Consider the following 17,700-nt stretch of genomic DNA (forward strand, 5'->3'; position numbering starts at 1 on the left):
GAGCCTAATATAAATGTTATGCTTGCAGGTAAAAAAATAATTTTAGGTGTTACAGGAAGTATTTCAGCCTATAAAGCGGCTCTCCTGACCCGATTGCTTGTGAAAGCCCATGCAGAAGTCCGAATCATTATGACAGATGCTGCAACCGAGTTTATTACACCACTAACGCTAAGTACACTCTCCAAAAATCCGGTTCTGAACAAATTTGTCAGGAATGAAAGCGGTGAGTGGAATAATCATGTAGAGCTTGGCCTCTGGGCAGATGCCATGGTAATAGCTCCAGCCTCAGCCAATAGCCTCGCAAAATGCGCTAATGGATTTTGTGATAATCTGCTTACTGCTACCTATTTATCCGCTAAATGTCCAGTTTTTTTTGCTCCAGCTATGGATCTGGATATGTATAAACATACGGCAACCCAAGCCAACTTACAGAAACTAATCTCATTTGGAAATCAAATCATTCCAGCAGAACACGGGGAACTCGCCAGCGGATTGGTAGGCGAAGGCCGTTTGGCAGAACCTGAGCATATTGTTTCTTTTCTCGAAAAACATTTTTCACAGTCTGAGATTTCTACGAAGATATCCCTTGCAGGAAAGAAAGTGCTTATTACAGCCGGTCCAACCTATGAGCCACTTGATCCGGTGCGATTTATTGGGAATCACTCAACAGGGAAAATGGGATTTGCCCTAGCGGAACGGATGGCAGCACATGGGGCACAGGTTGAGCTGGTAACAGGTCCAACTCACCTACAATTGACAAATTCCAACATTCATATTACCAGAGTCCTTAGTGCACAACAAATGTTTGAGGCCTCAGCCAGGATATTTCCTCAATCAGATATCACTGTCTTAGCTGCCGCTGTAGCAGATTATCGTCCGGCAGAAATTGCAGATCAGAAAATAAAAAAGAAGGAAGATAGCTTTACACTCAATCTGGTTAAGAATGTAGATATTGCAGCCACTCTTGGGAAACAAAAACAACCAGGACAGATTATGGTAGGCTTCGCTCTGGAAACGGAGAACGAAGAAAGTAACGCACAGGAAAAACTAAGAAAGAAAAACCTGGATATGATTGTACTAAACAGTCTGAATGATAAAGGTGCCGGGTTTGGACACGATACAAACAAAATCAGCGTTATTCAGAAAGATGGAAATCTTCAACGCTTCGATCTGAAGTCCAAAACAGCAGCAGCAGAAGATATTACCAATCTGATTATCGATTTGCTTGTTGAAAAAGCTGCTCAGACTTCATAACTTCTTATCACATGATTAAAATGAGAACATTGATTTATACACAGTTGCTGGTAGTAGGGTTCATACTATTGAATCACCTTCAGGTAGTAGCCCAGGAATTACGTTGCAATGTAAAGATTAACGCAAACAGCAACCAGATAGCCTCTAATGTGGGTACTCTTAACGACACACAGATCTTTACAGAAATACAGCGGACAATGACTCAGTTTATGAATAATACACGCTGGACTAATGATAACTTCAAAGATTCAGAAAAAATAAACTGCAATATAGTCATTACTATTACAGCAATACCTGGTGTAGGCCAATACGAGGGACAAGCCATTATTCAATCTTCTCGCCCTGTGTATGGAACAGATTATGAATCGGTTGTAATGAGCTTTGTGGATAGAGCATTCCGATTTACCTACAATCCAGGTGAACAAATGAATTACAATGAAGCAGCCTTCACCTCCAATCTGGTATCCATGCTATCTTTTTATGCCAATATTATCATTGGTCTGGATTATGATACATTTAGCAAGACAGGAGGAACCGCTTACTTTCAAAAAGCAGCTGCGATTTCTACACTTGCAGCTCAGGAAAGTAATGATGATTCATGGAAGCCAAACAGTGATACAAGAAGCCGTTACTGGCTCGGAGAAAATCTGAATAGCCCCCAAATGCAATCGTTTCGGGAAGGATTATATACTTATTATCGGGTAGCCATTGATAACTATGCAGCGAATGGAGATCAGGCTCGAGGTCAGATACTGACATTTCTGAACAATGTAAAACAAATCAATCAGATTCGTCCTAACTCCGTCTGGACAAATACATTTTTCGATACGAAATCCAATGAGTTGATCAATATATTTTCAGAAGGAAATCCTCAGGATAAAGTCAAAGCATATAATCTTCTGGTAGAACTGGACCCGACCAAGGCCGACAGATACAGAAAACTAACCAAATAATCTCCAGATTGTACTATGGGAAAAAGACAGAAGCGCATATTTCAACAGGATCTTGTAAATCAGTCTACATTACTGACAGGCAAAGAGGCTAATGTAACTCTTCATAATCAAAGTACTTTTCATGGCCATATTCTGGAGATCACGCCTGAAAACTTGAAATTTCAGGATATGCGTCTAAAAAAACATTTTTTATCTATAAAGGATATAGCAGAAGTAATTGTTGATGCAACTACCCAATGGTAGTTCACAATCCGATTTATTTATATTAGCTCACATGCTCCACTCTCTTCATCACGTTGCTATTATTTGTTCTGATTATCAGAAGTCTAAAAAATTTTACACAGAAGTGCTGGGTCTAACTGTTGTGCAGGAGACCTATCGTGCCGCACGCGATTCCTGGAAACTTGATCTGGCTGTTGGAAACCATTATCAGATCGAGCTTTTCTCTTTTCCTAATCCGCCTGCACGGGTTTCTCGTCCTGAAGCAAGAGGATTACGTCATTTGGCTTTTGCTGTAACGAATCTGGAGGAGAGTATTGACAGACTAACTCATTATGGTGTAGTTACAGAGCCTATTCGCACAGATGAATTAACAGGCAAACGTTTTACCTTTTTTGCAGATCCGGATGATTTGCCACTGGAACTATATGAAATTTGATAAAATACCGATTGGCTGAGCCAATCGGTATATATACTTTACTCATGCTTCCATTGCGTTCGCCGAAATTTCTTCCAGTTACGCTGATACTTTGATTCTTTGGCATTGGTCGATTCGAATCCATGCGGAAAACAGAATGAACAACCACCCATATCATCACAATTTTCTATTCTGGAAATACGAACATTAGAAAATTTAATGGGTAAGGCAATAAATCCTGTTTCATCACAGCCAAAAGCATCTTTAAACTTTTTGTTTACTTTCATAAAGCATCTGATTAGGTGAAAACCTAATACAGAGCATCTTTGCGAAAATCGGGTAGGTAGATCATAAACTTAAATCAAAAGTAATAGTCCGGATGTTTACAAAGATACAAAAAGCCATTACATTGCAGCATTGTGATAAAATGTGTATTTTAGTAGGTTAAAAACAAACAGCTATTGGCTTTTATTTAGATATTCTATTTCAGAAATGCTGACAAATCTCTTTATAAAAAACTATGCATTAATTCGGGAATTCGAAATGCAACCCGACCCCGAACTAAGCATCATTACAGGTGAGACAGGTGCCGGAAAATCCATTATGCTGGGGGCTATTGGCCTGCTATTAGGTAATCGCGCTGACACACGTGTGCTCTATGACGAGGGAGAAAAATGTGTAATAGAAGGCACCTTTGACGTTCCTGATCACGACAGTCTGATACATATCTTTGAAGAAGAGGAACTGGATTATGATGCCACCAATATTATACGCAGAGAAATCAGTCCCAGCGGCAAATCACGAGCATTTGTCAACGATACGCCTGTTACTCTTGAAACTTTGCGAAAAATCGGCAATCTGTTGGTAGATGTTCACTCGCAACACGATACACTTCAACTAGGCTCGAATGAATATCAGTTGTATATCATTGATACGTATGCCCAAAATCAGGCCATTCAGAATGATTACCGACAAGCCTACAGACTCTACAAAAAACATGAACATACCTATGAAGATCTGGTAGCCAATGCCGATACGCTCAGAAAAGAACTGGATTACAATAAATTCCTTTTGGATGAATTGGCAGAAGCAGATCTGACAGCCAATGAAGAACAGGAAATGCTGGAAGATCAGTTGAAAATGCTGGAGAATGCAGAAGAAATAAAAACCAAGTTGAATACTGCTATTGAGATAATTGCTAATTCTGAATATGCTGTCAATACCAACTTGCGTCAGATAGGAGGCATACTAGGTCAACTCAGCAATCTTTCCAGTAAATATACGGGGCTGAAAGAACGCGTTGAAAGCTGTCTGATCGAATTACGGGATGTAGCTTCCGAGCTGGAAACAGAAGAAGTAAATATTGAGTTTGATCCGGAACGCATCAATCAGATTCAGGAACGCCTGTCTATGATTTATCGGTTGCAGAAAAAACACAACGTTGAGAGCATACAGGAACTGCTTAGCATACAGGAAGTACTGGAAGCCAAAGTTGGGAAAGTGCTCAATTTTGATGATGCAATAACGGAAGCAAAAAAGCAGATGGATAAAAGCTTTGAAGCACTTATGAAGATTGCCCAGAAGTTATCTGCTACTCGTACCAAGGTAATTTCCAGCATCGAAAAAGAACTTATGGAACTGTTGAAAGATGTAGGTATGCCTAATGCAACTGTATCTATTCAACATGATGTTGTAAAACCAATAGCCAACGGCATTGATAGTGTAAACCTTCGTTTTTCGGCAAACAAAGGGATGAAGCCGCAGGAATTGAAAAGTGTTGCCTCAGGTGGTGAATTTTCCCGGTTGATGTTGTGTGTTAAATATCTACTGGCAGATAAAACATCTCTTCCGACCATCATCTTTGATGAGATTGACACGGGTATATCAGGAGAGGTGGCTATCAAAGTAGGACGTATGATTAAACGTATGGCTCAGGCAAAACACCAGGTACTGGCGATCAGCCACCTTCATCAAATTGCAGCCAAAGGAAATGTACATTACTTTGTATACAAAGACAACTCTGCAGAAAAGACAGTTAGTAAGATTAAGAAATTGAGCGAACAGGAACGAATCAATGAGATTGCCAAAATGATTGGAGGCGAAAACCCATCAGAAAGTGCAATCAAAAATGCAAAAGAACTATTGGAAACAGCCTGATACACCTAAGCCATCTTTAAAAGATGGCTTTTTTATGGATTTTATATCTTTGGTGCATCTACAGAAGAAATATATTAAACCTTATTTACTTCTATGATGCGTTTATTAATACTACTAGTTATTAGCTCATTTATTTTCTCTGGCTGTAAGACAAGTTCTGTTTCCTTAACTCATACTCCTCCTGCATTGCTTGACAGCTCAACATTCAGTTTAACAGCTGTATCAGAAGATTCTTCGTATGAATATACAGCAAAGAATGCAATACAAACAGGAGGTGGAGCAGAAGGAGAAAGACGATATCTGAATGCCCTTACAGGTCCTAATGGTGAAACTGTGACCTATGTACGTTTGGGAAGTTGTTGTGCATTTAAAACTCCCAATGGCATTGTCGATAATACAGGGCTTTTAGATAAATATGAAGTTCGGTATGAAGGATTAAGCAAACCAGTAATACTTTATCTAAACATGTATGATAGTGGAGACATGAAAGCACCTGTTAATTTTGGTTATAAAAAGTGAAAGTATACGATGAAATCAGATCAGGTTCTGTTATTGGGAGATCCCCGTTTACACGAAGTTTCTACTCCAGTAGTTCAGGAAGAATTAGCTGGCATAGCACCTGTCATTCAGGATTTACATGATATACTGTTTGAGTTCAAAGCCCGTTTTGCTCATTATGGAGCATTCAGAGCTATTGCTGCTCCACAGATTGGAGTAATGAAACGCCTGATATACATGTATATTGACAAGCCTGTTGTTTTCATTAATCCGGTTCTGACAAATTTAAGTGTTGAAATGATAGAACTGTGGGATGATTGCATGTGTTTCCCTAATCTGCTGGTAAAGCTACAAAGACATAAAAGTTGTACCATAGAATATATGGATGAGCATTGGCAACCCCAAAGCCTATCCTTAACAGATAGCCTGTCAGAATTACTCCAGCATGAATACGATCATCTGAATGGAGTTTTGTCTACCCAACTCGCGATAGATGCTCATTCATTTCGATGGAGAAAATAGATTTCTATCATATAAGTAGTATTTGACAGTCATCTAATTATAGGCGGAGTGGACAATCTTTCCTATCAAAGTACCACAGGAAAGCGTTGTCTGCTCTTATTTTTATTTTTAGAGTGGAATTCTGTTACTTCCTGTAAGTTCCTACGGGCTTTTTTGGTAACTTTGCACCCTTACACATCATACCTACAAAAAATCCATGTTAACAGTCTCTAATCTTTCGCTGCGATTCGGAAAGCGGGTTTTATACGAAGATGTCAATCTAAAATTTACACCCGGCAATTGTTATGGTGTAATCGGAGCAAATGGAGCCGGAAAATCTACCTTTTTAAAAATAATCTCAGGTGAAGTAGATCCTACTACAGGTTCTGTGAGTATCACACCAGGAGAACGGATGTCTGTATTAAAGCAGAACCACTTTGAATTTGATGAATATCCTGTTTTACAAACAGTAATTATGGGAAATCGGAAACTCTATGATATCATGCTCGAAAAGGATGCTATCTATATGAAGCCGGATTTCTCAGATGCAGATGGAGAAAAAGCAGCTGAACTGGAAGGAAAGTTTGCGGAAATGAATGGATGGGAAGCGGAAAGTGATGCTGCAACGCTACTCAGTAACCTTGGAATTTCAGAAGATCTGCATGCGAAACTGATGAATGAACTATCCAACACAGAGAAAGTACGTGTGTTGCTGGCTCAGGCTTTATTTGGAAATCCGGATATATTACTGCTTGACGAACCTACCAACGACCTGGATGTGGAAACCATCATGTGGCTGGAAGACTTCCTGGCAGATTTTAAAAACACCGTTCTGGTAGTATCTCACGACCGCCACTTTCTGGATACAGTTTGTACACATGTGGTGGATATTGATTTTGGTAAAATTCAGTTGTTTACAGGTAACTATACTTTCTGGTATGAGTCCAGTCAGTTAGCCGCCCGCCAACGATCAGACCAGAACAAGAAGATGGAAGAAAAACGCCAGGAGTTACAGGAATTCATCCGTCGGTTCTCTGCAAACGTGGCTAAATCACGTCAGGCTACCAGCCGTAAAAAATTGCTTGAAAAACTGACCATTGACGAAATTCAACCTTCTACCCGTAAGTATCCTGCTATTTTGTTTAAACAGGAACGGGAAGTAGGCGATCAGATTCTGAATGTAGAGAACCTGTCTTACTCTTTGGATGGAACACCTTTATTTGGGAATATAACATTCCGGTTAAACAAAGGTGATAAAGTAGCGATTCTTGCCAAAGATGGCTTAACAATCAGTGCTTTTTTCCGTATACTGAATGAGGAGATCAAACCAGATAGTGGAGAGTTTAAGTGGGGAGTTACTATAAACAAATCGTATCTGCCTAACGACAACTCTGATTACTTTACTGTAGACCTGAATCTGATTGACTGGTTGCGTCAGTACTCAGTAGAAAAAGACGAAACCTTTATTCGGGGTTTCCTAGGCCGTATGCTCTTTACAGGTGAAGAAACGCTGAAAAAATGTACGGTATTATCCGGAGGGGAGAAAGTGCGTTGTATGATATCCCGAATGATGTTACAAAATCCGAACTTCCTGTTATTGGATGAACCAACTAACCACCTGGATCTGGAATCTATCACAGCCTTCAACAATGGGCTTAAAGATTACAAAGGTGGTGTTCTGGTGGCTTCACATGACCATGAGTTTTTACAAACAGTAGCTAATCGTATCATTGAACTAACTCCATCTGGCGTTATTGACAAATCAATGACCTTTGATGAGTATATCCTCAGCCCTGAAATTAAAGCATTACGGGAAGAGATGCATCAAATGGTATAACATACCAGAGTACAGCAAAGGGATTCCTGTTCAGGTTAGTGAGAACAGGAATCCCTTTGTATTTGTCAAGAATAAAACAAAATCTTCAGAGCAAATCAACGAATATCTGTTAGATTTGAACTTATAATCAAATAATTCAGGTATGATTCTTTAAATTGGCATCATACCCAAACAAACCAGCCACCTTATTGTTAAATTTTACTACTCTAAAGCAAACAAAAGACAATGAAGTATTTAGTAATTGCATTGGCATTCCTATGGCTTTGCATGGCTTGTGATAGCAGCACATCTGAAACAACTTCATCTTCCGACACAGTTTCTGCGCCTGTTGAGCCAACATTGCTCAGCCGCTTTAGTCCCAGACTTCAACAGGTAGTTAATACAGAATCAGGCCTCATACGTGGATTTACACCAGGTCAGCCACTGGATTCTGTGATGCATCAGGAAACTGCAGTATTGGAAGAAGACAGTATAGACTATAAAGGATACTTGTTGGGAAATACAGTCAATACCGACACCAATGCACTGGATATCCGTTATTTCTTCAATCCTAAGACACGTGTAACAGATAGTCTGACAATAGATACGTATGAGGAATCTGATTCTCTGATGAAAGAACTGGCTAATTATTTTACCGTTCGTTTTGGAGAACCCGTTATTAAAGAAAAGAAATTATTAACCTGGAATCTCAATAACAACCAGATCGTCATTCGGGATGTAGGTGTAAAACTCTCACCAGGCTTACAAGTTGTAGCTAGAAAGTCTCCCAAGCATCACTAACGAATTAGTGATGCTTTATTTTAATGAAAAAGTTACCGGCAAAGAATATTTGACAGGTACAGCACGTTCACTCTGAATACCAGGAAGCCAGCGAGGCATCAGTTTTAGCATACGAATTACTTCTTCGTCACAACCATAGCCCAGTCCTTTTGTAATAGTTATATCAGAGATAAACCTGTCTGCACCTACTACAAACTCAACAAATACTTTTCCTGTAATGTGGTGTGCACGAGCCTGATCCGGATAAATAATAGTTGTACTGATAAATTTTCCAAACTCCGCTATCCCGCCCGGAAACTCAGGCATGATTTCTCCGACGTCAAATTTTCTTTCATATACATTCTTTTGTCCATCATTGTCATATCGTACACCCTTTACAAGTAAACCATCCTTATATAGTTCTTTATAAAGTAACTTCGTTTCTTCTTTGTCCTTATACACAATTATCTCTCCATTCCCATCTGTTACAGTTTGGTTACCATTAACATCCCAATAATTTATCAATACTTCTTTTACCCTTGGTGCAGCCCATTCTGTTTCTTTTTGTAGTTGACCATTGCTATACCAGTAGCATCCTTTTCCTACTGGATAACCACTCAACCACTCTACCCGACTCTCAAGAATACCATTTTGATAATAAGAAATAGTAACCCCTTCCGGCTTCCCATTTACATGGGGCTTCAGTTCTTTTAAAGTACCATCACGATAATATGTCTTTAGATCGCCTGTTATCTTTCCGCTATTATCACGAAAACCTTCCTGATAATAGATAGCCATTTCCATATCTTTTATTTGTATCCAGATTTCATCAAAATACTCTTTAAAATGTCCTTTAGAAACAACTTGCTTGTCGGTAAAACTTACAGGTTTAGATAAAAGAGATTTTAGGTAGTTAAATAATCTCATACAAGAATGTATTTTATTGAAGATATGGATTTGCCCGCTTCTCCTCTCCTACTGTAGTCATTGGGCCATGCCCAGGATAAACTTTTACAGCATCTCCTAATGGAAATACTTTTTCCCGAATGCTTCTCAGTAATGTCTGATGGTCTCCTCCTGGTAAGTCAGTTCGTCCAATACTGTGTTGAAATAATACATCACCTCCAATTAAAACACCTTCTTTTTCAGCATAAAAGCCTATATGGCCAGGAGCATGTCCGGGTAGAAAAAGCACTTTGAGTTGTGTATTGCCAAAATATACAACGTCTCCCTCTTCCAGGAGACCATCCGGCTCAGCAGGCTCATACCGCACAAAGCCATAGATAGAAGCATACGTTATGACAGATCGTAAGGTAGCTTCGTCCAATGGATGAATAAATAAGGAGACGCCAAATGTTCGCTTCACATAGGCATTGCCAAACACATGATCAAAATGTCCATGTGTATTCAACAATTTCATTACTTTCAATCCTTTCTCTTCAATAAATGCTGCCAATGTTTCCTGCTCATCCCGTTCATAACAACCTGGATCAATAATTACACACTCCAGCGTATCATCATAAAGCACATAGGTATTTTCGGCAAGAGGATTGAAAGTAAAAGTCTGAATATGAAGCATACGTAGTAGATTGTAACTGGTTTAGGATAAGTAGTTAGAGATAGGGCTAAAAGAATACTTAGGCATACAACAAAAAAATTGTTGGCTTTTTATGCAAATCAGGTTTACCGGCGTTCCACTGCTTAACAGTTTTGGTAACAATCATCTCGTCCGGAGCGGTTACCTGAGTAGCAATGCAAAGCAATGTCTGTGGTTGACAGTTCTGTAGAATATCTTTCAGCAAAGAATTGTTGCGATAGGGAGTCTCCATAAAAATCTGTGTCTGTTTTTTTTGGATAGCCTCTTTCTCAATATTTTTTAATGACTTAACACGTTGAGCCTGATCTATGGGCAAATAACCATGAAACACAAAAGACTGCCCATTCATACCCGAAGCCATTAACGCCAACAGAATAGATGACGGACCAATCAGCGGTACAACCTGAACACCCTGCTGATGTGCCCATCGAACTGCCACATTACCAGGGTCAGCCACTCCAGGGCAACCCGCTTCTGATAAAATACCAGCATCCTTTCCCTCCAATACGATCTTCAACTGTTGCGTAGTCTCCGATTCAGGTGTATTCTTATTGAGTTCATAAAATGTCATGGACTCAATACGACGTCCGGTTTGCAATTCGCTGATAAATCGACGGGATGTCCGCAACTCTTCTGCAAAGAAATAATCCAGTTGTGTGATAACCTCTTTAATTTGTGGAGATAACACACGAGTAGACGTATCTGGAGCCAGTACCGTCGGAATCAAATATAGTTTACCTTTGTTCAAAACAATGAAGATTTATTCTGGAGGGCGAAGTTCGGATTTATTTAGATAGTACGATAATACAAAGGCTTAAAAATCGCAAAACACAGCTCAGCAGCTTTCCGGATTAGTATTTATATTATCGGGTTATTATAAAACATGGGAAGGACACTTATTATTCTCGGCATTATTCTGGTCATAGTGGGTATAGGAATTACCTATGGTCCTCGTTTACCTTTTCTGGGGAAGCTACCAGGAGATATACTGGTGAAGAAAGAAAACTTTACATTCTATTTTCCGCTGGCAACCAGTATTTTATTAAGTGTAGTATTTTCACTGGTGTTATATCTGATCCGCAAGTTCGGGCAATAGATAAACCAAACATTGAGTCATCCTGAATTTTGGATGTGAGTAACCCAAGCCCACGCTTTTGAGAAGAGTGCAGGCTTGGGTTATTTTTGAGAAATGTTTCTTTCACAGTTGGTTTATTGTTCCTTACATTCTTCTTCTTGCGGCTTCTTCATTTTTTGCTTGTCCAAAAAATGAAGCAAAAAAGGACACCTTTTCCCGATTCTCCCACCCGCAAGGCCAAAGGCCAACCTCGCGGGAAAAGGAAACCCTACGCACCTACACTACCATCCACGATTAAAGTCATCACCACTCTCTTTGTAGCTTAGCTTTCTAGAAAATTCGGGATGAATCATCTTGTATTCTGGAATTTATTTCTTTTTTGCACTCTCATCTACCCTCAGTACCAATACCCAGTCGTTTTTATCAGGAGATTCGAACAACATTTTGTAGCCAATAGGGTATGGGTCAGAACCTCGTTTTTCTCCTGTGCGTGGGTTGTACCAGCTTGGAATTAGTAAGCGGCCATCCAGCATACCCGTATTTACTGTGATTCCCCGTGCAGAAGGCACATAAATAACAGCGACTTTATGGTCTCTGGTAATAGCGGCTGTAGCAAAATCGTTGGTGGCGTATTTTTCATTGCCTTTGGCAATCAGCGCTCCGGCAATATCAGGTTCCAGCGCAGTCCAGTCAAATGTCTGAAATAACTCTGTCAGATGTTTTAACGACTTAGCTCCCGGTAAATCCAGATACGATTTCCAGCTGGCATCTACCTTCCAGAATGGAGAACCGTAGGAATGCCCACCAGCACCTGATAACATAGCCCAGTATGCCTGCTTGCGAACTTGCAAATCTGATCCTAGTGTGCCATGTTCTCCTTCATAGGTAGACTCACCCAGTACAAAAGGCCGTACCGGACTCTTTCTGTACTCGTTGTACCCTACCTCATATACATCAGGCTGTACTTTGTTCCATGCCTTGGTAAATCCTCTGAAATAGGTATATGTCATAGATATGTCCAGCCAGCTTTCGTTGGCAGGCCATACATCAGTGCTGGAATGTGAGGCTGCCGCATGGTATGTAATCAAATGTTGAGGATCTGCCTGTTTCAGGCCACGTGCCATTTGTCGCACTTCCTCCAGATTATCATACGGATCGTTATCCCCACCAATGATCCAGAGTATATTGTTAAACTTTTTATAGCGATTACCGACAAATTGTCCCAACAAATACGACTTCTCTTTTCCATTCTTTTGCATATATTTTTGTGGACTTGTAGCCCAGCCATCATTACAGCAACTATACCAGAGCGGTGCAATTGCCAGCAACATATTGAGAGAGTCTGCCAGGCTGACAATCCGATCTACATGTTTGAAATAGGCTTCATTAGGCTTTACAAAATCGTATTCCACAAAGGGTTCCTGTCCCTGCTTGTTTTTATCGCCTGGAATAGAGGTCAGCATCACATGTATTGTATTGAAACCCTGCTCTTTTCGCTTTAGCAAATATTCTCTGGCTTCAGTCTCAGTCAACCCCATAAAAAGCCGCCATCCGGAATCTGAAACATAGAGAAACGGATTGTTATTCTGATCTACCAGATGCCTTTTGTCAGGACTGATTTTCAGTGGAAATACTACTTTAGTTTGAGCAATAGAAAAGCTACATGCAAGCCATATAGCAAAAAAAACAGGCAGTATTTTGCGCATAGATGTCGTTAGTTAGATAGAAACTTAACGTATAAAATCCTGTACCAGGGTAAGCAATTCTTCAGGTTTCTCTGCATGAACCCAATGTCCTGCCCCTGCTACTGTTTCCAAACGCGCATTGGGAAAATGTTTTAAGATCAAATCCATATCACCGTCCTTGATGTAATGAGAAAGCCCACCACGAATAAATAAAAACGGTCGTTCTGAATAAAAATGTTCAGGTAGTCCTTCCCCTACATTTTCTATCTCCTGATTCAATATATTCAGATTAAAACGCCAGCCAAAACCTCCTTCATCTTTTCTATATAGGTTTTTCAGCAAGAATTGTCGTACATCCATCTCTGGTATAGAACGCGCCAATACCTCATCTGCCTGAGTACGACTTTGTAAACTCTGTAAATCAACACTTTGCAAAGCGTCGAGTATAGAACGATGATGTACAGGATAATATTTTGGAGCAATATCCACTATCACCATTTTATCAAATAATTCGGGCTGAAAACGACCAGCAAAATACATAGCCACCTTCCCTCCCATCGAATGTCCGATGATATGAGGATTCTCAATGGCATGTTCTTCCATGAACTTACGCAAATCCTGACTCATGGCCTCATAATCAAACTCATCCGAATGAGGTGAACGTCCATGGTTGCGCAAATCCAGCAGATAGACTGTATAGTTTTGAGAAAGAACCTTCGACAGTCCCATCCAGTTATCCATTAGCCCAAAAATGCCATGCATAATGATGAGAGGTTTTCCTTCTCCCAGTACTTTGTAGTTTAATTGCATGAAAAATAAATATAGAGATTATATAAGCAAAAAATAGTAAAATTTCTGTTCTTGTTTTAGTATAGAAGGTAAAATTCAGGATGTTAGTTCTACAACAACATATATCTATTTTTTCTATCCCATTTTACTCTTTACTTCCCCATTATTTTTTGTACAAACTGACACTGACATATAAAAAATTAAATTTTTTGGTTTCAGAAAATAAGCATATTTTTGAACAAACATTATACTTATACGTCTTTCTGCCTCTAAAAAAGTCTTCTTTTATATAAAACCAGCTCAAATTTATAAAAAATGCCCTTTAATTTACTAGGTAAGGGTTAAAGACAACGGATTTCTCAAATTCATTTTATCTAAGTATTAATAAAAATAATACAAATTCCAAGCAATTCAATTAACAATTAATTAATATTAATCATTATCGAAAGATAATTGCAGGAAGTAGTTTTGCAAGGTAAAAGGGGTGTAAGATTTCACTACTCTTACCTGTAAAATCCAACTATCAAAGACAAATTGTTTCACACCTTTTCTCATCATCTAAATCCAATTTCTTCATTTATCTTAAACCTTAATTATGCTTAAAAGATTACTCACGCTTTCAATCCTGTTCTTAGCTTTATTAGCTGGAAAGGAAGTTGTAGCACAGGGGATTACCACGGCATCTATCAGCGGGGTTGTTACAGACACCAAAGGAGAAGTACTGCCGGGGGCTACCGTAGTTGCTGTACATACTCCTTCCGGAACACAATATGCACAAATCACACGTGCAGATGGACGTTATAACTTTCCAACTGCCCGCGTTGGTGGTCCGTATACCATCACTGTTACATTTGTTGGATACAAAGAACAAAAGCAGGAAGGTGTTCAGCTTAGTCTTGGACAAAGCTTTACTGCCAACTTCAAGCTTTCTGATGAAAGTACACAACTGTCAGAAGTTGTTGTTTCCGGAGCCAAAGATCCGATTCTTAACTCTGATAGAACAGGTGCTGCAACAAACATACGCCGTGAGCAGTTTGAAAGGCTTCCATCTATTACACGTAGCTTTCAGGATTTTAGTGCGTTGACACCACAGGCAGGTACAAACTTTACCTTTGGAGGAAGAAGTAACCAGTACAATAACTTCTCTATTGATGGTTCTACTTCCAATAACGTATTTGGTTTGAGTGCACTTCCAGGAGGGCAATCCAATGCACAACCAATCAGTGTGGATGCTATTCAGGAAATTAATGTATCTGTAGCCCCTTATGATGTACGCCAGGGAGCTTTTACAGGTGCTGGAATTAACGCAGTTACTCGTAGTGGGACAAACGAATTCCAGGGTTCTGCTTATTGGTTCTATCGTAACGAAAGTTTTGCAGGAAAAAAGATTGAGGGAGTAAAACAACCACTGGTTGAGTTCCGCAATCGCAACATGGGTTTCCGTTTGGGTGGCCCAATCGTAAAAAACAAACTATTTTTCTTTGTAAACGTAGAGTTGGAGAAACGAATTGATCCAGCAGTAACATTCCCTGCTGATGGACAATCTGCCAGTGGAACACCTTATCAGCAGACTTCAGCAGAATTAAATCGTTTAAGAGATTTTCTAATAAACACTGAAACTGGGAAGGATTGGACATTTGACCCGGGCACTTTTGCTAACTTTGATGCACCAAGCCAAAGCAGCAAGTATCTGGCTAAATTAGACTGGAACATTAATCAGTCTCATAAATTAACGTTGCGTTATAACCAGTTGAACTCATACAGAGATGTGCCTCCAAGCAATTCAGGTGGTTTCGGTTCCTCACCTCCCGGTGGACGTCAAAACAGCAACAATGCGCTGCCATTCTCTAGTTCCTGGTATCGCATCAACAACAATATGTTGTCTGTCATCGCAGAATTAAACTCCAGCTTTGGAAATAAATACTCTAACACATTAACTGCAGGTTACACACGTTTCCGGGATTTCAGAGAGCAAGCAGGTGGAGGAGCCGTTCCAAAATTCCCAACGGTTGACATTCTGGGACCTAACGGACAAACATTAACAACTTTTGGTCCTGATCCGTTTACGCCTAATAACTTACTTAACCAGGATGTATTCCAGCTTAATGATAACTTTAGCATCTATCTGAAGAACAATACAGTTACAGTGGGAACAGCAAATGAGTTCTTCCACTTCAACAACGTATTTACACAACAGATACAGGGTGTTTATCAATTTAATAGCGTTAGTGATTTTATTGAGAATGTTAGAAACCAAAGTCGCACTAGTACAAATAACAATTATGCTAGTCAATATTTATTACAGTATTCAGCCCTAAAAGATCAACCTGCACCAAGAGCAGAATGGTCAGCCTTGCAATTAGGATTTTATGCTCAGGATGAATATACGGGTATTAAGAATCTAAAATTAACAGGTGGTATTCGTGTAGACATTCCTATTTTCCCGACAAAACTGGATGGCAACCCTGTGTCTGATACAATGAAATTTGCAGGTAAAGAACAAATTCTTGTAGGAAAGCTACCTAAATCCACACCATTGTTCTCTCCTCGATTAGGGTTTAACTGGGATGTAAAAGGTGATAAAACGACTCAATTACGTGGAGGAACAGGTATCTTTACAGGTCGTATTCCATTTGTTTGGGTCTCTAACCAGATTAGTAACAATGGTTTATTCTTTGGAACTATTAATGCAACCAGCAATGCTGCGACTCCTGTATTTAGCCCAAATCCGAATGCAAACAATCCTTCACCTGAGACTATTCAATCTCCACCAGCAACATTCTCTATTAACTCAACTGTGAGAAACTTTAAATTCCCGCAAGTATGGAGAAGCAACATTGCGATTGATCAACAACTACCATGGGGCCTTGTTGGTACATTGGAATTTATCTATACCAAAGACCTCAATGCAGTGTATATTCGTGATGCAAACTTAGCAGATCCTGTAGGTACTCTTGTGGGTGATGGTCGTCCATTATTTGGAGGAGTTGCAGGAGATGCGACTGTTATTGCACCTAAAGACAGACGTATCAATGACAGAATCGTACAGGCATTGGTATTGGATAATACAAACAAAGGATATCAGTGGAGTATTACAGCTCAGTTACAGAAAAACTTTAGTAATGGTATCTATGCTTCTGCAGCCTATACGTATACAGATTCCAGAGATTTGAATAGTCAGAGTGGATCTACTGCTGGAGGTCTATTCTCAGGTAACCAGGTTGTAGGAAATCCTAATTCACCTGTATTATCATACTCAAGTAACCTTACTCCTCACAGAGTTATAGCTAGTGCTTCGTATCGTGTTGAATACTTAAGCCGTTTAGCCACTACAATCTCTGCTATTTATGAAGGACGTTCAGGCGCTAACTTCTCTTATGTATATGGTAATAGCCCTAATAGTGATGGTGTTAATTCTAATGACCTGATCTATATCCCTAGAAATCAGAATGAAATTATTCTGACAACAACAGATGCAAACGATAAACGTACACCTACTCAGATTTGGGAACAGTTAGATGCATACATTAGCCAGGATAAATACCTGAATAGCCGTCGTGGCCAATATGCACAACGTAATGGAGCTATTGCCCCATGGGTACACCGTCTGAACTTACGTCTATTGCAAGATGTATTCCAAAACATTGGAGGTAAACGTAATAGCTTACAAATATCTGTAGAGTTAATCAATGCACTGAATCTGATCAACTCTGATTTGGGATTAGTTAAGAACCCTGCAAGAAGCAGTATCCTTAACTTTGTTGGATACGAAACAACTCATAATGCAACACCAACAACTGGCAGACCAATCTATACATTTGCTACCAACTCTAATGGCACACCATTGAGCAAATCATATTTATCAGGTACTGACATCAATTCTCGTTGGCAGCTACAGATTGGCTTACGTTATACTTTTAATTAATCTATACTTACAGAAGGCCTTAGCATAGTAATA

Annotated in this window: 17 protein-coding genes; 11 read left to right on the plus strand and 6 right to left on the minus strand. The window is 39.6% G+C overall.

Annotation, left to right across the window (positions count from 1 at the left end; translation table 11 throughout):
* Nucleotides 1–18 precede the first annotated feature (18 nt).
* The 4 genes from coaBC to gloA2 are packed head-to-tail and all read left to right on the plus strand — an operon-like array spanning nt 19 to nt 2,865.
* Nucleotides 19–1,254 (plus strand): bifunctional phosphopantothenoylcysteine decarboxylase/phosphopantothenate--cysteine ligase CoaBC, encoded by a 1,236-nt coding sequence (gene coaBC, locus QNI15_RS02315; RefSeq protein ID WP_313993745.1) that lies wholly within the window; start codon nt 19–21, stop codon nt 1,252–1,254.
* A gap of 11 nt (nt 1,255–1,265) precedes the next feature.
* Nucleotides 1,266–2,207, plus strand: a complete 942-nt coding sequence (gene porD, locus QNI15_RS02320; protein ID WP_313993748.1) for a type IX secretion system protein PorD — start codon at nt 1,266–1,268, stop codon at nt 2,205–2,207.
* A 15-nt stretch (nt 2,208–2,222) separates the two neighbouring features.
* On the plus strand, nt 2,223–2,450 hold the full coding sequence (locus QNI15_RS02325; protein WP_313975362.1) for a hypothetical protein: 228 nt from the start codon (nt 2,223–2,225) through the stop codon (nt 2,448–2,450).
* A gap of 31 nt (nt 2,451–2,481) precedes the next feature.
* The gene (gene gloA2, locus QNI15_RS02330) at nt 2,482–2,865 is read left to right on the plus strand and encodes an SMU1112c/YaeR family gloxylase I-like metalloprotein (RefSeq protein ID WP_313993751.1); all 384 of its coding nucleotides are present in this window, start codon (nt 2,482–2,484) and stop codon (nt 2,863–2,865) included.
* Between the two features lie 38 nt (nt 2,866–2,903).
* Here the strand turns inward: gloA2 and QNI15_RS02335 are convergent, their stop codons facing one another.
* Nucleotides 2,904–3,131 carry a hypothetical protein gene (locus tag QNI15_RS02335; RefSeq protein WP_313975366.1) on the minus strand — a complete coding sequence of 76 codons (228 nt, stop codon included), beginning with the start codon at nt 3,129–3,131 and terminating at the stop codon, nt 2,904–2,906.
* A 205-nt stretch (nt 3,132–3,336) separates the two neighbouring features.
* Between QNI15_RS02335 and recN the strand changes: the two genes are divergently transcribed.
* The 5 genes from recN to QNI15_RS02360 all read left to right on the plus strand — a co-directional run bounded on the left by recN (nt 3,337) and on the right by QNI15_RS02360 (nt 8,617).
* On the plus strand, nt 3,337–5,001 hold the full coding sequence (gene recN, locus QNI15_RS02340; protein ID WP_313993754.1) for a DNA repair protein RecN: 1,665 nt from the start codon (nt 3,337–3,339) through the stop codon (nt 4,999–5,001).
* A 93-nt stretch (nt 5,002–5,094) separates the two neighbouring features.
* Nucleotides 5,095–5,520 (plus strand): hypothetical protein, encoded by a 426-nt coding sequence (locus tag QNI15_RS02345; RefSeq protein ID WP_313993757.1) that lies wholly within the window; start codon nt 5,095–5,097, stop codon nt 5,518–5,520.
* A 9-nt stretch (nt 5,521–5,529) separates the two neighbouring features.
* Nucleotides 5,530–6,021, plus strand: a complete 492-nt coding sequence (locus tag QNI15_RS02350) for a peptide deformylase (RefSeq protein ID WP_313993760.1) — start codon at nt 5,530–5,532, stop codon at nt 6,019–6,021.
* 196 nt (nt 6,022–6,217) lie between these two features.
* Nucleotides 6,218–7,837 carry an ABC-F family ATP-binding cassette domain-containing protein gene (locus QNI15_RS02355; protein WP_313993763.1) on the plus strand — a complete coding sequence of 540 codons (1,620 nt, stop codon included), beginning with the start codon at nt 6,218–6,220 and terminating at the stop codon, nt 7,835–7,837.
* A 225-nt stretch (nt 7,838–8,062) separates the two neighbouring features.
* Nucleotides 8,063–8,617 carry a hypothetical protein gene (locus tag QNI15_RS02360; RefSeq protein ID WP_314030331.1) on the plus strand — a complete coding sequence of 185 codons (555 nt, stop codon included), beginning with the start codon at nt 8,063–8,065 and terminating at the stop codon, nt 8,615–8,617.
* Nucleotides 8,618–8,632: 15 nt separating this feature from the next.
* On the opposite strand, the gene QNI15_RS02365 is transcribed toward QNI15_RS02360, so the two are convergent.
* Genes QNI15_RS02365 through QNI15_RS02375 form a run of 3 tightly spaced genes read right to left on the minus strand, consistent with a single transcriptional unit; the run spans nt 8,633 to nt 10,941 of the window.
* Entirely contained in the window at nt 8,633–9,523 is an 891-nt protein-coding gene (locus QNI15_RS02365) for an energy transducer TonB (protein WP_314030333.1), read from the minus strand.
* Nucleotides 9,524–9,536: 13 nt separating this feature from the next.
* The gene (locus QNI15_RS02370) at nt 9,537–10,175 is read right to left on the minus strand and encodes an MBL fold metallo-hydrolase (protein WP_314030334.1); all 639 of its coding nucleotides are present in this window, start codon (nt 10,173–10,175) and stop codon (nt 9,537–9,539) included.
* Nucleotides 10,176–10,233: 58 nt separating this feature from the next.
* Nucleotides 10,234–10,941: an SAM-dependent methyltransferase gene (locus tag QNI15_RS02375; RefSeq protein WP_314030335.1), complete on the minus strand. Its 708-nt coding sequence runs from the start codon at nt 10,939–10,941 to the stop codon at nt 10,234–10,236.
* A gap of 135 nt (nt 10,942–11,076) precedes the next feature.
* Here QNI15_RS02375 and QNI15_RS02380 point away from each other — a divergent pair, with 135 nt between their 5' ends.
* Entirely contained in the window at nt 11,077–11,289 is a 213-nt protein-coding gene (locus tag QNI15_RS02380) for a DUF2905 domain-containing protein (RefSeq protein WP_313993777.1), read from the plus strand.
* Between the two features lie 347 nt (nt 11,290–11,636).
* Here the strand turns inward: QNI15_RS02380 and QNI15_RS02385 are convergent, their stop codons facing one another.
* The gene (locus QNI15_RS02385) at nt 11,637–12,974 is read right to left on the minus strand and encodes an apiosidase-like domain-containing protein (protein WP_313993780.1); all 1,338 of its coding nucleotides are present in this window, start codon (nt 12,972–12,974) and stop codon (nt 11,637–11,639) included.
* A 24-nt stretch (nt 12,975–12,998) separates the two neighbouring features.
* On the minus strand, nt 12,999–13,763 hold the full coding sequence (locus tag QNI15_RS02390) for an alpha/beta fold hydrolase (RefSeq protein WP_313993783.1): 765 nt from the start codon (nt 13,761–13,763) through the stop codon (nt 12,999–13,001).
* Between the two features lie 574 nt (nt 13,764–14,337).
* Here QNI15_RS02390 and QNI15_RS02395 point away from each other — a divergent pair.
* Nucleotides 14,338–17,667 (plus strand): TonB-dependent receptor, encoded by a 3,330-nt coding sequence (locus QNI15_RS02395; RefSeq protein WP_313993786.1) that lies wholly within the window; start codon nt 14,338–14,340, stop codon nt 17,665–17,667.
* The last annotated feature ends 33 nt before the right edge of the window (nt 17,668–17,700 follow it).

Origin of the sequence: Xanthocytophaga flava, assembly GCF_030068545.1 — a bacterium.
Taxonomy (GTDB): Bacteria; Bacteroidota; Bacteroidia; order Cytophagales; family 172606-1; genus Xanthocytophaga; species Xanthocytophaga flava.

Bases quoted from the DNA above. Each gene is read 5' to 3' on its own strand.
- QNI15_RS02335 (WP_313975366.1), bottom strand. From the start codon at position 3,131: ATGAAAGTAAACAAAAAGTTTAAAGATGCTTTTGGCTGTGATGAAACA.
- QNI15_RS02325 (WP_313975362.1), top strand. From the start codon at position 2,223: ATGGGAAAAAGACAGAAGCGCATATTTCAACAGGATCTTGTAAATCAG.
- porD (WP_313993748.1), top strand. From the start codon at position 1,266: ATGATTAAAATGAGAACATTGATTTATACACAGTTGCTGGTAGTAGGG.
- QNI15_RS02350 (WP_313993760.1), top strand. From the start codon at position 5,530: ATGAAATCAGATCAGGTTCTGTTATTGGGAGATCCCCGTTTACACGAA.
- QNI15_RS02355 (WP_313993763.1), top strand. From the start codon at position 6,218: ATGTTAACAGTCTCTAATCTTTCGCTGCGATTCGGAAAGCGGGTTTTA.
- gloA2 (WP_313993751.1), top strand. From the start codon at position 2,482: ATGCTCCACTCTCTTCATCACGTTGCTATTATTTGTTCTGATTATCAG.
- QNI15_RS02380 (WP_313993777.1), top strand. From the start codon at position 11,077: ATGGGAAGGACACTTATTATTCTCGGCATTATTCTGGTCATAGTGGGT.
- QNI15_RS02365 (WP_314030333.1), bottom strand. From the start codon at position 9,523: ATGAGATTATTTAACTACCTAAAATCTCTTTTATCTAAACCTGTAAGT.
- QNI15_RS02385 (WP_313993780.1), bottom strand. From the start codon at position 12,974: ATGCGCAAAATACTGCCTGTTTTTTTTGCTATATGGCTTGCATGTAGC.
- QNI15_RS02370 (WP_314030334.1), bottom strand. From the start codon at position 10,175: ATGCTTCATATTCAGACTTTTACTTTCAATCCTCTTGCCGAAAATACC.
- QNI15_RS02345 (WP_313993757.1), top strand. From the start codon at position 5,095: ATGATGCGTTTATTAATACTACTAGTTATTAGCTCATTTATTTTCTCT.
- QNI15_RS02360 (WP_314030331.1), top strand. From the start codon at position 8,063: ATGAAGTATTTAGTAATTGCATTGGCATTCCTATGGCTTTGCATGGCT.
- recN (WP_313993754.1), top strand. From the start codon at position 3,337: ATGCTGACAAATCTCTTTATAAAAAACTATGCATTAATTCGGGAATTC.
- coaBC (WP_313993745.1), top strand. From the start codon at position 19: ATGCTTGCAGGTAAAAAAATAATTTTAGGTGTTACAGGAAGTATTTCA.
- QNI15_RS02395 (WP_313993786.1), top strand. From the start codon at position 14,338: ATGCTTAAAAGATTACTCACGCTTTCAATCCTGTTCTTAGCTTTATTA.
- QNI15_RS02390 (WP_313993783.1), bottom strand. From the start codon at position 13,763: ATGCAATTAAACTACAAAGTACTGGGAGAAGGAAAACCTCTCATCATT.